This window comes from Paenibacillus sp. FSL H8-0260, assembly GCF_045040625.1.
GTDB lineage: Bacteria > Bacillota > Bacilli > Paenibacillales > Paenibacillaceae > Paenibacillus_AQ > Paenibacillus_AQ odorifer.
Window position 1 is genome coordinate 5612717 of the sequence record NZ_CP150298.1, and the last position, 14985, is coordinate 5627701.

The following is a 14985-nucleotide window of genomic DNA, read 5'->3' on the forward strand; positions in this document are numbered from 1 at the left end:
TAAATATGATTGCAAAAGCACGTGCTAAGCGCAAAATATCCATAAGTTACCTTGCTGCGCTAATGAGCCTAATCGTTCTGGTTCCACTTTACACCGGGACAGGTGCATCCTTACCAGTGGCCCATGCCGCGGAAACAACACCTTCCGCTCCCGCTCCAGCAGCTGATCACCCTCGCAAAATCGTTGCTTACTTCCCAGAGTGGGGCGATCAGGAGAACAAAGGATTTTACACCGTAGACAAGATTCCGTGGGATAAAATTACCCATATTAACTACGCCTTCGCCAAGGTAAATCCTCAAACGAACAAGATTGATCTCATGGACCGTACAGCTGCAATCGAAAAAGACTATCCCGGTCAGCTGACCACCCTGCCTTTTAAGGGGCATTTTAACCAACTGGTTAAGTACAAACAGCTCTATCCTGATGTCCGCACCCTGATTTCTGTTGGCGGCTGGTCGGGTTCCGGAGGGTTCTTCAACATGGCGAATTCAGAAGCCGGGCGAGAAGCTTTTGCCAATAGTGTTGTGGATTTTCTGCGTACCTATCAGTTCAACGGAGTAGACATCGATTGGGAGTACCCTTCTGGCACTGGGCAGTCCGGTAATCCTAACGATTTTGCCGTGGCAGAACCGCTGCGTACCGTAAATTACAACAACTATGTTCTTCTTATGAAAAAACTCCGCGAAAAGCTCGATCTGGCAGGTTCACAAGACAATCAGAAATATGACCTGACTATTGCGGCCACCGCCTCTTCCTGGATTCTTGGGGGCATGAAGCTTGGGGAAGCCAATCAGTATTTAGACTGGGCGAACCTTATGACCTATGATTTCCATGGGGCTTGGAATGGATATGTTGGGCCGCATTCTGCACTGTACCCGGATTCCCGCGATACTGAAACTGCTGCGCTGGGTACTCCGGTTCTGAATACCGACTGGGCGGTCCGATACTATCTTGGAACGCTTCCTCCGGAAAAAATCGTGATCGGAGTTCCTTATTATTCACGAGGCTGGAAAAATGTGAATGGAGGCATCAACAATACCGGCCTTTACGGCACAGCTCCGACAACCGGTGGGGGAGCAGATGGCCAATACGGGATCTGGAATGATCCCGCACCAGAGCAGCCTGCTGGTGCAAATCCGATCTGGCATGTGCTAAATCTGCTCAAAGATCCAGCGAATAAACGTTACTTCGATCCTGTTACCAAAACACCGTACTTGTTCAACGCAGACAAGAAGGTTTTTCTTACGTATGAAGATAAGGAATCGCTTGGCTACAAGCTGGATTACATCAAGCAAAAAGGCTTGGGAGGTATGATGTTCTGGGAACTAACGGGCGATTACTCTGAGCAGAGCGATGGCACTTATACGTATGGCAATTCTCTGACCGATTTTGCCTATGATCAGCTGAAGACAGCCTCGCCGCCGGGCGGAGCTCCTAAGCCGCAGTTGCCTGAACCTAAAAACTTCAACCTCAGCTTCAGCGGCGCCTATGATCATCCGAACTATACCTATTCATTAAAAATAACGAACAATACCGGCACAGATATTTCCGGTGGCTGGAAGCTGGAGTTCGACCTGCCAACAACTACAACCCTAACCTCGGCATGGGGAGCCGGTAGCGTTGAGCAAATCTCCACGGCCTGGGATTTCAACCGCTACCGTATTACAGGTACAGCTACTCAAACTATTGCGAATGGAGCTTCACTTGAAATTCCGGGTATGATGAAGCTGAATTTTTCAGGTGGTCCACAGCGAATCACCCTGAACGGAAACTCGTCCCAACAGGAATACGATAAACTGTACGGAGGCATTACGCCAACACCAACACCGTCTGCATCACCGACAGCAACACCGACTCCGACGACTACACCAACAGCAACACCAACGGCAACACCTACAACAACACCGACTCCGACGGCAACCGTGACGCCAACGCCAACTGTAGCGCCAACACCTACTCCTACGCCGGGACAATGTTCGGCAGCGACCTGGAATGCGGCAACCGCATATACTGGCGGACAACGCGTTTCCTACAGCGGCTCACTCTATGAAGCCAAGTGGTGGACACAGGGAGACCGTCCCGATCTTAGCGGACCGGACGGTGTCTGGAAATACATCAGCGTGTGTGGAACAGCAACTTCTACACCAACGGCAACTGTAGCTCCAACAGTAACACCGACTTTGACACCAACGGTGGCACCGACGCCTACTGCAACCGTTACTCCAGCGCCTACGGTGGCACCGACGCCCACCGCAACCGTAACACCGACGCAAACTCCATTACCGACTGCTACTCCTACTTCGGGAGGGTCTAGCTGGGTAACAGGAGTTGCTTATAAAGTAGGTGATGTCGTCGCCTACAGTGGAAAAACGTATTCCTGCTTGCAGCCTCACACTTCACTTCAGGGGTGGGAGCCAGCTTCCACACCTGCTCTTTGGAAGCTGATATAATCCGGTACTCTCCTTGATTCCAACAAGGAGAACATCCCATTATTAGTGCAGAGGCATTCTCATCCTTTGGGGCTTACGTTACGGACCCAGTTGACGTTATTTACAAATTTCAAGCCTTTGGAGCTGTGTATCGGACTCAAGTGCTGCTATTCCCTATAAAATGCTTCTTTCGGGGTGTTTTTCGTGCCCATAGCGACTTTGGGGTCCGTTCGAATCTCAAATATCGGATAAAGCTGCGTTTAAGGTCAGCTGTGTCCGGGTAGCCGCTTCATACAGTTGAATGTGCTAGAATCGAACGAAGTTTGATGCTTTGTTTAAGGGGAAGGAATAAAAAACGGGGGTGCCCAGCAGCCATTTCGCGGCTTTTGGACACCCCCACTTTTATATAAAAATCTATTCCTGCGATAGGCCGCCTTCGGCTGCCAGTTTTTTCTCCAGCTTTGCCGTCAGCAGTCGCAGTGCAGTTCCTCGATGGCTAATCTGCTGCTTCTCTTCCAGCGTAAGCTCGGCCATAGTTTTTTCATGTTCCGACAGATAAAATAGCGGGTCGTAACCGAAACCGCCAGCACCTGATGGTTCTGAAGTAATCCAACCTTCGACCGCACCTTCTGCGGTTAGCTCCTGCTTGGAAACTGGATCGTACAGCGATAAAGTACAGACGAACCTAGCCGTGCTCAGCAAAGGCTGATCTGTGTCTTCCCCCTGTTTCAATCTCTCTAGCTCGCTAAGCAGCTTCAGGTTATTTTCCCCATCCGTAGCGTCTTCACCGGCAAAACGTGCAGAGTACACACCCGGTCTGCCATCCAAAGCATCTACACAAAGACCCGAATCATCAGCGAGTACCGGAATTCCAAGTGCATCACCTACGGCTTTGGATTTTTTAAACGCATTCTCTGCAAAAGTAGCCCCGTCTTCCACCACATCGGGCAGATGCGGATAGTCATACATACTCTTAACTGTCAGGCCCAGCGGGGCAAAAGCGTGCTCGAATTCGCGCACCTTCCCCTTATTCTTCGTTGCGACAATGAGAATATTGCCCTTGGAATTCATGTTACACCTCTTGGCCCGGCTGGCCGGAAGGGATTTTCAGAGCAATCGCTCCGAGCGCTTCTTTTTGCGCCGCAATCAGTTCATAAATTCCCTTCTCACCTAGACCTAATAATAGGTCCAGCTCTTGACGCGAGAATGGTCTTTCTTCGCCAGTCCCTTGTACCTCAACAAAAGCACCGCCGCCGGTCATGACTACATTCATATCCACTTTGGCTTTGGAATCCTCTTCATAATTCAAATCGAGCAATGTTTTATCCCCTACAACACCTACACTAATAGCTCCCAAAAAGTCTGTTATAGGAAAAACAGCCAGCTTGTGCTGTAGTGCAATTTTATTAATAGCAAATGCCATGGCAACAAAAGCGCCTGTTATCGAAGCCGTCCGAGTTCCCCCATCCGCCTGAATCACATCACAATCCAGCGTAATACTACGTTCACCTAACGCTTGTAAATTCACCACAGAGCGAAGCGCACGGCCGATCAGCCGCTGGATCTCCATTGTACGTCCGGTAAGTTTACCGCGTGCAGCTTCACGTTGATTACGGGACTGGGTGGCCCGAGGAAGCATCGAATATTCGGCAGTTACCCAGCCTTTTCCTTGTCCTTTAAGAAACGGAGGCACTTTTTCCTCTACAGTAGCCGTACAAATAACTTTGGTGTCTCCCATCTCAATGATCACGGAGCCCTCAGCATATTTATTCGTTTGGGTCGTTATTGTCAGCGGCCGTAATTGGTCGTCCGTTCGCCCGTTTGATCTCATCTTTTCTGCCTCCTACATCGTATAGCTAATAGTTTAGTGTGAGTCCCGTTTCCCTGTTGTTCATTGCGGCAGTTCACCGTTCGGGACGTTACGTCTTTTTGAGCAACTTTTATTCTACCAAAGAGGAGGCACAAAAGCATCTTTTAAACCTTAGAAGGTCATTCTATAACGGGAGCTCGTTCAAAAATTCAGGTGCAGAAACAGGTTTGCTATAGTCCACATTGTCAGTGTCGGTAATCGATTGTTTGCCGTTCAAACGAATTTGAACCAGAGCATCTTCCGTATTTTGCGCAACAGTTAGAACAACCGATTCCAGCAATTCGGCAGGAACTTCCTTCCCATCTGCGAACATATCGTCAGTCAAGGATACAGTAACAACACCGTTTTGTCCGGCTTCAACCGAATCAAGTGATGTGCCCTGTGTCATAACCATTTCCAGACCGTCTCCGGATTCAGGTCCCGCAATCAGTTCATTGATAGCAGCAGTCAGCTGTTCTTGCCCTGCGGGTACAAAGCGCGTAACCGGAACATAATATTGGATACCCTCAGGAGATGTTGTGGAAAAATAAACAGTAACCGCACTAGAGTTCATCAAAGATGGACCTTGTTTTGGCAGGTTAATGCCCATTGTGCGGGACAGCGGGCGATCCAGCGGAGTACCTTGAAGCGGCATTTCCGTAAGCTTTTTACCATCTACCCAGAACTGTACACCTTTAATGTCATCTTGACCGGTAAGTGTCCAAGTGATCGCTTCAAGGATTTTGCGTTCATCCGCAGCATCATAGTTGTTAAATTCCGAATTGAACTCAACAACTGCCAGATTCGACTTGTCTACCGTAATGCTTTGCACCTCAGTTCCAGCTGGTAGAATGCCTTGGAAACCTTCTGGCAATGAGGACGCATATTCTCCCTTATTCACTAATGCCATTAAAGAGTTCTTGAGCGTGCCGGAGTCTTTGCTTTTTGGCAGATTTAGCGACACTGGAGCGAGTAAGCCATTTCCATCTTCCAAATATACGGTCGTCCGGTCACCGGAAGCCGTTGCTTTATCCGTTGCTTTAGCGGTTTTGGTGCTGTCCTTCACAACTGCTTGTGCATCATCCTGAGCCACTGGACCAAATACACCTGAATCCAAAGTATTATTTCCCTCTGTCTGTAACATCTGGGCTTCAACCTCAGGTGGCGGAGCATCAATCGATGCTGATTCCGAACCGAACAAGCCGCAACCGGACAGTGCCAGCGGAACTGCGAGTAGGCAGACTGCGGAAATCCCGCGGATTTGTTGCATTGTTTTCATCATTTATTACCCCTTTCAAGGTTAGATACATTTGTACTGCTATGTATACGAGACCTTTGTCCAAAAAATAACAACTGCTTATCCTAAATTGTTGGAAAAGCCTGTGCGCTTTATTTTCAGGTTAGGTTGGATCTAGATTTTAATTCACATAGACTCCGTTTTCTGGACAAATACTTTTTCTAAACGTACAATCTGAGATAACACCAGCGCTTAACATCATGCTAACGAACGTTGTAATGCAAAGACTTAACTTACGAGGTGACTAATCATGGCTGATGAACCAATCGCAAAAATACCTTACAGTCTGAACAGCAAGGCAGTCGCAGATGCGACCAAAATGTGGTTGAATAAGCGTGGAGTGAACCTGCAGGAAATCGCAGAGCTCGTTATGTTTCTGCAAAAAAAATATTATCCAAACTTAACGATGGAAGAATGTGTCCATAACGTTGAGATGGTACTCAGCAAACGAGAAGTGCAAAATGCGGTACTTACGGGCATTCAATTGGACATGCTCGCGGAGGAGGGGAAGTTGTTTCCGCCGCTTCAGGATATGATCGAAAATGATGAGGGATTATACGGAGTGGATGAGATTCTGGCTTTCTCTATCGTAAATGTATATGGCAGCATTGGCTTCACCAACTATGGTTATGTGGACAAGCTTAAGCCAGGCGTTCTTGAACGGTTGAACGACAAAAACACCGGGCAGATCCACACCTTTCTCGACGATATCGTCGGCGCGGTAGCCGCTGCAGCTAGTAGCCGAATCGCACACCGTAAGCAAGCGGAGCGTGAGATAGACCTCGAACTTCCGCATTCGCCTGAGGATCGCGAAGAAGCTGCAAGGAAACTTGCAGAACATGAAAAACAACCAGAGTAACCGGTGTTTTGGGTACACTCTGAGAATTAAAAAGCGATTGTTTCGTAGCCCTTGCGGGTTATGAGGCAATCGCTTTTTTTTAAGGTTGGGTTGGGTTGGGTTGGGTTGGGTTGGGTTGGGACCGTTTTAGGGAAAAACTCCCTAAAAAATACCGAAAATTGTTCAAAACCTAAGTTATTAGGGAATTCTTCCCTAATAACTCTACCAAAACCTTAATTTATAGCTACATTCGTAGATTATTAGGGGGGAATTCCCTAATATCAGCTCTACACCTCAACAAACCTCAAAAAAAAGGGATAAATTCCCTAATTAGTCAATACCAACACTTAGTTACTCGGCAAGATGTGTTTCTACCCACGAATAGCGGCATCTGAGTCCGAATGATCTATGTGACGCATAAGTAAAGTAATCAAATGTTAGTTTGGTTATGTAATCGGACTCAGGTGACCCTATTTCCATAAAACACCCCTGATTCGGACACTTTCGGACTCCAGAGTCGCTATTCACTCAAAAGTGACCAATAACAACCCTCTACACTAGCAATAACGCCTCTCCGGTCCGATACTAATCTCAAAAGTCCTAAAACCCACGAATAGTGGCATCTGAGTCCGAATGATCTGTGTGACGCATGAGTAAAGTAATCAAATGTTAGTTTGGTTATGTAATCGGACTCAGATGACCCTATCTCCATAAAATACCCTTGATTTAGTCACTTTCGGACTCCAGAGTCGCTATACACTCAAAAGTGACCAATAACAACCCTCTACACTAGCAATAACGCCTCTCCGGTCCGATACTCACCTCAAAAGTCCCAAAACCCACGAATAGCGGCATCTGAGTCCGAATGATCTATGTGACGCATGAGTAAAGTACTCATAGGTTAGTCCGAATGATCTGTGTAACACATGAGTAAAGTAATCAAAATGTTAGTCCGAATGATCAGCATGACGCATAAGCAAAGTAATCAAATGTTAGTCCGAATGATCAGCATGACGCACGAGTAAAGTAATCAAATGTTAGTCAAATGTTCAGCGGGACACATAAGCAAAGTAATCAAATTTTAGTCCAAATGATCAGCGTGACGCATGAGTATATATCAAATGTTAGTTGGGTATTCGATCGGACTAAGGAGCTCAATATTTATATAAATAGCACCGAATTATACTCTCTACCTAGTCACTAAAACCAAAACCCAAAAAAGAGCAGTCCCAATAACACAGGACTGCTCTATACCTCTACTAGATCATAACCTTCACATCTAAATTCATTTCATCATTCATCATTCATCACTCATCATCATCGCTCATCATTCATTTCATCACTCTTCGATCGCGCTAGAAACTCTAACTAACATGGTCACCAGCACTTTCAGATGCTGCAAACAATATAGCACCGTCCGCCTCTATCATCACTGCCCGCTCCCGGCGCATCAGCTCCGCCAGATGCGCCAGTGTCTCACTCATCGCAAAGCGCATCTGGTGAACGGTGGTTACCCGGCTGCGAAACAGAATTTCGCAGACGGCGAAGCCGCTCAGCGGACCGTTTGCGAGCAAGGCTGCAGCGGCATCCAGCCGCTCCTCATGATGAGCGAGCAGGCTGCTGACCCGGTGCGCGAAGCCCGTGAACGGTTCCCGATGACCCGGGAACGCCATGCTGACCGGGTAGCTCCCCAGCTCCCGCAGCCCCTGAAGAAACGTCTGCAGCGGCTGTGGATCGCTGCCTGGAAGCAGGCTGACATTGGGCGAAATCTGCGGCAGCACAGCATCGCCGCAGATCATTTGCCCGCTGCCCGCATGATAGAAACTCACATGTCCCGGTGCATGTCCGCCAGTAACAATCAATTTCCATTCACGGCCACCCATCCCGAAAGGCTCTACCTCATTCAGATAAGTTACAACCGGCTGTGGCTCTACTTGAGCGTCAAAGCTCTCCAAATGCGCTTTAATTCCACTCGACCATTCCTCCGACATTCCGTGTCTGATGAAATATAACGGCAAAACTTCATTGATATCCGTGTTACTGCCCCACATCAACATCGCTTCGGCATAAGCACGTTCAGTCACCCATACTTTACATCCGGTCTGCGACTGCAACCATCCCGCCAATCCATAATGATCGGGATGATGATGCGTTACGACGATATCCCGCACGTCCTTCCACGACAATCCCAGTTCCTGCAGGATCGCCCGCCAGCATTTTTCTGTCTCCGGGCTACGCGGACCGGGATCGATAATAGTAATTCTGCCATCCTCATCGGGCAGAATATAACTGTTCACTTGACGAAGCGGCGAGTCCATGGGCACCGAGACCTGAAGAATGTTCTCGTCCCATGAAGTGATATCCGCCTTAGACATGGTGCGATCACCGCCTTTGAATCTTTTTCCTGATACCATTACGATCGAATTCCACTAAAAATCATCCGCGTGGAGCTTTCTGCATTATAAACCTCATCTTCATAGCTGCCATGCACAGCTTCGAGCTGTAAACCCGCTTCCTCGATCATTCCGCTGAATTTCTCCAAAGAATACAGCTTCACACGTTCATGATATTGACGAGGTGTAGAATCATTCTTAGAGGTTAAAATGATGTCCTTCTTCACATACCCATCCTCGATCCGCCGCGACTCATCAATCAGATTCTTTCCATCCTCACGGGTAGAATGCGGCACCAGATGACGAATCACATACGCAGGGTTCAGATAATCAATAACAAACTTGCCACCCGGCTTCAACATCCGATAGATTTCACGCAAAACCTTTACCTGCTCCTCATCCTCTTCAAAATAACCAAAGGAAGTGAACAGATTAACCACAGCATCGAAACCTCCAGTTAACGGTAGGTCCCGCATGTCAGAACGCAGCCAAGTTACCTGCTCCGCTCCTTTTTGAGATCTTGCCTCACGCAGCAATACCTCTGATAAATCTACTCCAGTTACCTCGTACCCTGCTTCCGCAAGCGCCAGTGAATGACGTCCCATCCCACAACATAAATCCAGCACTTTGGAGCCTGGCGGTAGTCCCAGCCACGAGATCATTCGTTCAACTTCTTTACGAGCTCCACCAAAGTCTCGATGTTTGTATACGACCAGATAATCCTCTCCGAAGCTCTTTTCATACCATTCAGTCATGTTGTCTCTCCTCCCACAGGCGTCTTCCTGTAACTCCACTCTATGTATGTTAATGTATCGCCATTGTACAGTCTTTTACTCACAAACTCAAAGAAGAGTTGTCACAGTGGAGCGCTCAGCCCCTTCATGACAACTCATTCCTGTAGCTTCCCTTACACAAGCTGCTGCAAATATACTCGTGCTTCATAAGGACGAAGTTTAAGCGGTTGGATCTGCTCATCTTTTTCCACGGAATAATTAGAAATTAACAGCTCAATATTGTCTGGTTGGAACTCCGCTGGCCATTCGAATACAGGCTCTCCATCATAAAAATTCAGAATAACCAGCAGCCGCTGATCTTCTAATGTCCGAGTATACGCATATATCTCTGTATGCTCTGCGAGCAGCAGCCCGTAGGCTCCATAAACGATGACTTTGTGTTTTTTTCTCAGGGCAATCAGCTGTTTATAGTAGTTGTAGATGGAATCGGGATCTTTAATCGCATTGCCAGCGTTGATCTCCATATAGTTGGAATTTACTTCAATCCAAGGAGTGCCCGTCGTAAAACCACCTGCGTGACCATCGTCCCACTGCATCGGGGTGCGGGCATTATCCCGGCTTTTATAATGAATGGCAGACATAATCTGCTCTTCTGGAATGCCGTTTTTTCGCTTTTCTTCATAATAATTAAGCGTCTCTACATCCCGGTACTCATCAATGGATTCGAAACAGACATTCGTCATTCCAATTTCTTCGCCTTGATAAATATAAGGTGTGCCTTCCAGCATGTGAATGAAGGTCGCCAGCATTTTAGCCGAAGGAATCCGGTAAAAAAGGTCGTTCCCAAACCGGGACACTGCGCGCGGCTGGTCATGGTTGCAGAGATAATTCGCATTCCAGCCTTTGTCATGCAGAACCGTCTGCCAATTACTCATAATCTTTTTCAGCTCCAGTAGACTCCACGGGACGACATCCCATTTCCCACTACCTGCCGAAGCGGCATCCAGAAACATATGCTCAAATTGAAAAGTCATATTCAGCTCCCGGCGACCATCACCTACATAATCTAGCGCCTGCTCCGGTCCAAGTCCTGAGGTCTCTCCTACCGTCATAATATCGTAGAAATAAAGCACTTTATCATATAAATTCTGTAGCAGGGTATGCACATCTGCCAGATTGGAGAACATTCCATAAGCCCTTACGGTACGTGTTCCACCTGGATTATCCGCATCCGGGTAACCTTTCGTCTTCACGATATGTGCAATGGCATCAAAGCGGAATCCGTCCACACCCTTCTTCAGCCACCATTCCACCATCTCATGCAGCTTATCAATGACCACCGGATTCTCCCAGTTCAGATCAGGCTGATATTTGGAATAGAGGTGAAGGTAATATTCATCGGTCCGTGGATCATGTTCCCACACCGAGCCACTGAAATAAGACTCCCAGTTATTCGGGGGACCTCCATTTTTTCCTTTTCGCCAAATATAGTAGTCCCGTTTCGGATTGTCCTTCGACGATCTGGATTCAACAAACCATGGGTGCTCATGTGACGTATGGTTCAGAACCAAATCCATCATCAGCTTCATCCCACGTGCGTGCATCTCCCTCAGCAAACGGTCAAAATCATCCATCGTGCCAAATTCCTTCATAATGTCACAGTAATCACTGATATCATAACCGTTATCATGGTTTGGTGATTTATAAATAGGGCAGACCCAAATCACGTCTACACCTAAATCCTGCAGATAATCCAGTCTGGATATGATTCCTTGCAAGTCTCCAATCCCATCTCCGTTACTATCCATGAAGCTAATCGGATAAATTTGGTACACGACACTCTCTTTCCACCATTTCGGGTTCATTTCTCGGTTACCTCCTATTTAGCTATATGTAGAGTTTAACCACACAAAGCCTAGTAGATAACAATTTACTCCTACTTCCCTAGTCCCTTTTGATATTGTGAGGGCGTAAGTCCGGTCCATTTCTTAAAAGTAGCACTGAAGTGGCGTTCTTCCCCGTAGCCTACTAACTTTGCAACAGCGTACATTTTTAAGTTTTGGCGGAGCAGCTTTTTTGCCTCTTCTACCCGGTACTGATGCAAATAATCGAGAAAATTCACACCCAGCTCCTGGCGGAACAGTGAACTTAAATAAGTATTAGATACATAAGCTTCCTTCGCAACATATTCCAGAGACAGATTGGTATTATATTTGTTACGGATGATCTCAAGCGCTGTAACTACTGTTCGATGCAGAGGGCGATGTTTAGAAAAAGCTTCCACCACATTCTGCATGATCTTATTCAGGATCGTAGATAATTCCTCCAGCGTCTCGATCTGTGGTGCCTGCTCCATCCAATTGACCAAATGCTGCTTCCATTCAAATCCAGCTACTTGTTTTTCCTGCGCAAGCCTCTTAAGGCGAACGACAAAAGCTGTTGCCCGAATATTCACCTCCTGCTTGAGGCATCCGGGGTTTCCGCGAAAACGTTCCAGCCACTGCTCCAGCAGATCGAGGGCAAGCTCATTACTTCCTGCACCGACTGCCACAAGCATCTCATCCTCCAGCACATTTAATTCAGGATCATCTAAAATCCCGATCTCCTGTGCGCCACCCCCAATAACTCCTGAACCTTCTGTAAAAAAATAAACGCCGCCTTTCCCGTTCAGAAAGCGGGATTCCATGGCCTGAAGCGCTTCTTTATAAGACAGATGAGCTTCCGAAATATCCGCACGACAGGAGCCTACAGCAATACTGATTGACAGCTTGAGGTATTTCTCCAGATTGCTTTGCAGCATCCCAATCTGCTCTTTTAAATAGATGGGGGTTCGGTAAGACTTGCGGGAATCCGTTCCAGCTAAACCACTGCCGATCCAGAGCAGGAGATTGCCATCATGGAAGGTCTCGATTTTTCCTTTATAGATAGGAGACAAGGTCTCACTAATAATATTTAGGGCCGCGTAACGTAAAAGTACAAAATCCTGTCCAGACCCACCGGCAGAGGGAGGATCAAAATCAAAGCTGACCAGCCCAATCTGCGGACCTTCGTGACTAATAGCCATAGCTAACTCACCGATCAGCTCCTGCCGCCGCTCCAGCGGAACCGGAGGATGATGAATCCATTGGGACAGCACTTGGCTTTTGACAAGCGGTGCATTTTTATGCCAGGAACGATCTCTTTTTAGCTGCTCATTCTCCTGACAACGCTGCTTTTCAATTAGCTCCTTAGCCTTGAGTACCGTCTTCAGAATTTCCTCCGGCCGGCACGGCTTCAGCACATAATCGACAACCCCCAGCGCAATCGCTTGTTTCGCATAAGAGAACTCATTGTATCCAGATAAAATAATCGAGCGAAAGTCGTAACCGCGACGCCGTCCAGCTTCGATTAGCTCCAGACCATTCATCTGCGGCATGCGGATATCCGTTAACAATAAATCCGGCTGTTCAGACTCCATCAGAGCCAGCGCTTCACTTCCGTTCCCCGCTTCGCCCATTACCTCAATCTGATGCGAATTCCAGTCAATCATATTGACGATACCCTCACGGATGGTGTCTTCGTCTTCAGCAATCAGCAGCTTCAGCTTCATCATTTAGGGACCCTCCACAGTGATATGAATGATAATACGTGTGCCTGCTCCTTCTACACTCTCTACTTGCAATGAGGCTCCGGCAAAAAACAAAGCTAAACGTTCCTGTACATTCGAGAGCGCAAACCCCGAACGTCCAGCATTCTCCTCTTCCTCCGAGATAGAGCTTCCTCTCGCTAAACGCTGATGTAGCTCCTGAAGTCTTTCCGGCGTGATTCCCACCCCGTTATCTTGAACTTCGAGCACAATAGTCCTATCTTTGCGGAAGGCGCGAATCGAGATTAGTCCGCTTCCAGCCAGTGGCTCGATCCCATGAATCACTGCATTTTCCGCCAGTGGCTGGAGCAGCAGCTTCGGAACTGTAAAATCCTTGATACTCTCATCCAAGGTAATTTCGAACTCAAAACGTTCTCTAAACCGATTTTTTTGCAGGAACAAATAATTCTTTACAAGCTCTACTTCCTGTTCCAATGTAAACGTATCCCGCCCATCATTTAAGCTCAGCCGGAATACTTGAGAAAGCGAATAGACCATATCCGCTATTTCTTTGTCGCCCTTCTTCTCAGCTTCCCAACAAATCGTATTCAGCGTGTTATATAAAAAGTGCGGCCTGATCTGTGCCTGAAGCGTTTTCAATTCTGCTTCCTGCTGCTTCAGTTTGGAGGCATATACATCATTGATGAGCGATTTGATCCGCTGAACCATTAGATTATAACCATGGCCCAAGAGACCAATCTCATCATTTCCTTCAAAAAATACGCGCTGCGTGAAATCCCCTGTCTGGAATCTGCGCATGGAGCGGGAAAGCTTTTTCAGCGGTTTCGTTATTGAGGCAGCGGCGAGCCAGGTAACCATTAAGCTAACTGCTAAGCACAGAAAAGCGATCGTCACCGTGACCTGTGAAATCTGCCCCAGCTCTTTGACAAGCTGCCGTTTGGAATGCACCACCACTACATACCAACCCGTCGTTTCTGACTGCAGATGCGAGACAATCCACTGTTTGTGATCCGCTGTAGACTCCAGTCTCTGCTCTAGGTTCAACTTAGGATCGCTGTCCGCGAAATACGGAAGATCAAGGTCTCTTTTGCCGATCCAGCTCCGGTTAGAAGCCGTAATGATGAGCCCGTCTCGATCTACCACAAACATATCTACATCATCTTCAGAGTTGTCTAGATATTGGCTTCCAATCTTACCAGCATCGACCCCGATCACCGCTAGCCCTGCCGGTTTTAAAGTATATACATTCTTGATAATTCTGGAAAGTACAATCTTATGATAATGATCACCAACAAATATGCCATCCGTGGGTCTGGACAATCCAAAGGTTGGACTGCCTGCGGCTTCAACGGCTTCCTTGTAGTACGAGGTTTGGACAAAGTTAGAGAACTTCATGCCAGTCGTCAATCCGGCTTGGTTCGCAGCAAAAGGCTCCGCCCCGTTATTCTGGTCTTCCAAAGAGTATAGAATCAGGGATTGAATCGAATTGCCAGCGACCATCAGGTTGGTGACCGTTTTAAATACGGAATTACGTTCTTTTTGTGCTTCTGATGACACTAAGAGCCGCTGCACACTTTCATCCAGAAAGAGTGTATTGGAAAAAGAAATCATTCCCCTCACCATCTCATCAATCTGCTCTGCTGTTTTTCGGGTCAGGTGATCCTGTGACTGCTTCATTTTCTCCACCACCTGCTGCGAAGAGATCTGATAGGAGTTCCACCCCATAGCAAATATAGTCACGAGAAGCAGCGGCACAAACCATAATAACAGCTTAAACTGGAGCGGAAGATGGCGATAACGGCTTAATAAGCGGATGTTTCGATTCATGAGAACCACCTTCATGTATAATCAATAAATGT

At 47.3% G+C, this 14985-nt stretch carries 10 protein-coding genes; 2 read left to right on the plus strand and 8 right to left on the minus strand.

What is annotated here, in order from left to right; genetic code table 11:
- Positions 1-5: 5 nt before the first annotated feature.
- On the plus strand, positions 6-2450 hold the full coding sequence (locus tag MHI51_RS24965) for a glycosyl hydrolase family 18 protein (RefSeq protein ID WP_405173332.1): 2445 nt from the start codon (positions 6-8) through the stop codon (positions 2448-2450).
- A gap of 393 nt (positions 2451-2843) precedes the next feature.
- Here the strand turns inward: MHI51_RS24965 and MHI51_RS24970 are convergent, their stop codons facing one another.
- The 3 genes from MHI51_RS24970 to MHI51_RS24980 form a co-directional block, all read right to left on the minus strand.
- Positions 2844-3500: an XTP/dITP diphosphatase gene (locus MHI51_RS24970; protein WP_076220464.1), complete on the minus strand. Its 657-nt coding sequence runs from the start codon at positions 3498-3500 to the stop codon at positions 2844-2846.
- Between the two features lies 1 nt (position 3501).
- Positions 3502-4260, minus strand: a complete 759-nt coding sequence (rph, locus tag MHI51_RS24975; RefSeq protein WP_036686952.1) for a ribonuclease PH — start codon at positions 4258-4260, stop codon at positions 3502-3504.
- Between the two features lie 163 nt (positions 4261-4423).
- Positions 4424-5557: a GerMN domain-containing protein gene (locus tag MHI51_RS24980; protein ID WP_179087056.1), complete on the minus strand. Its 1134-nt coding sequence runs from the start codon at positions 5555-5557 to the stop codon at positions 4424-4426.
- A 268-nt stretch (positions 5558-5825) separates the two neighbouring features.
- Between MHI51_RS24980 and MHI51_RS24985 the strand changes: the two genes are divergently transcribed.
- Positions 5826-6434, plus strand: a complete 609-nt coding sequence (locus tag MHI51_RS24985; RefSeq protein WP_076129198.1) for a phosphatidylglycerophosphatase A — start codon at positions 5826-5828, stop codon at positions 6432-6434.
- 1343 nt (positions 6435-7777) lie between these two features.
- Here MHI51_RS24985 and MHI51_RS24990 read toward each other — a convergent pair.
- The 5 genes from MHI51_RS24990 to MHI51_RS25010 all read right to left on the minus strand — a co-directional run bounded on the left by MHI51_RS24990 (position 7778) and on the right by MHI51_RS25010 (position 14953).
- Complete coding sequence (locus tag MHI51_RS24990; RefSeq protein ID WP_076277640.1) at positions 7778-8788, minus strand: MBL fold metallo-hydrolase; 1011 nt, start codon at positions 8786-8788, stop codon at positions 7778-7780.
- Positions 8789-8826: 38 nt separating this feature from the next.
- A complete protein-coding gene (locus MHI51_RS24995) occupies positions 8827-9561 on the minus strand; it encodes a class I SAM-dependent methyltransferase (protein ID WP_076220454.1) in 735 nt (244 codons plus the stop codon).
- A gap of 152 nt (positions 9562-9713) precedes the next feature.
- Positions 9714-11405 (minus strand): alpha-glucosidase, encoded by a 1692-nt coding sequence (locus MHI51_RS25000; RefSeq protein WP_076220455.1) that lies wholly within the window; start codon positions 11403-11405, stop codon positions 9714-9716.
- Positions 11406-11476: 71 nt separating this feature from the next.
- Positions 11477-13132: a response regulator gene (locus MHI51_RS25005; protein ID WP_341003731.1), complete on the minus strand. Its 1656-nt coding sequence runs from the start codon at positions 13130-13132 to the stop codon at positions 11477-11479.
- Entirely contained in the window at positions 13133-14953 is a 1821-nt protein-coding gene (locus MHI51_RS25010) for a sensor histidine kinase (protein WP_076186346.1), read from the minus strand.
- Between the last annotated feature and the right edge of the window lie 32 nt (positions 14954-14985).

Coding starts and splice junctions, on each gene's coding strand:
- MHI51_RS24965 (WP_405173332.1), top strand. CDS start 6: ATGATTGCAAAAGCACGTGCTAAGCGCAAAATATCCATAAGTTACCTT.
- MHI51_RS24970 (WP_076220464.1), bottom strand. CDS start 3,500: ATGAATTCCAAGGGCAATATTCTCATTGTCGCAACGAAGAATAAGGGG.
- rph (WP_036686952.1), bottom strand. CDS start 4,260: ATGAGATCAAACGGGCGAACGGACGACCAATTACGGCCGCTGACAATA.
- MHI51_RS24980 (WP_179087056.1), bottom strand. CDS start 5,557: ATGAAAACAATGCAACAAATCCGCGGGATTTCCGCAGTCTGCCTACTC.
- MHI51_RS24985 (WP_076129198.1), top strand. CDS start 5,826: ATGGCTGATGAACCAATCGCAAAAATACCTTACAGTCTGAACAGCAAG.
- MHI51_RS24990 (WP_076277640.1), bottom strand. CDS start 8,788: ATGTCTAAGGCGGATATCACTTCATGGGACGAGAACATTCTTCAGGTC.
- MHI51_RS24995 (WP_076220454.1), bottom strand. CDS start 9,561: ATGACTGAATGGTATGAAAAGAGCTTCGGAGAGGATTATCTGGTCGTA.
- MHI51_RS25000 (WP_076220455.1), bottom strand. CDS start 11,405: ATGAACCCGAAATGGTGGAAAGAGAGTGTCGTGTACCAAATTTATCCG.
- MHI51_RS25005 (WP_341003731.1), bottom strand. CDS start 13,132: ATGATGAAGCTGAAGCTGCTGATTGCTGAAGACGAAGACACCATCCGT.
- MHI51_RS25010 (WP_076186346.1), bottom strand. CDS start 14,953: ATGAATCGAAACATCCGCTTATTAAGCCGTTATCGCCATCTTCCGCTC.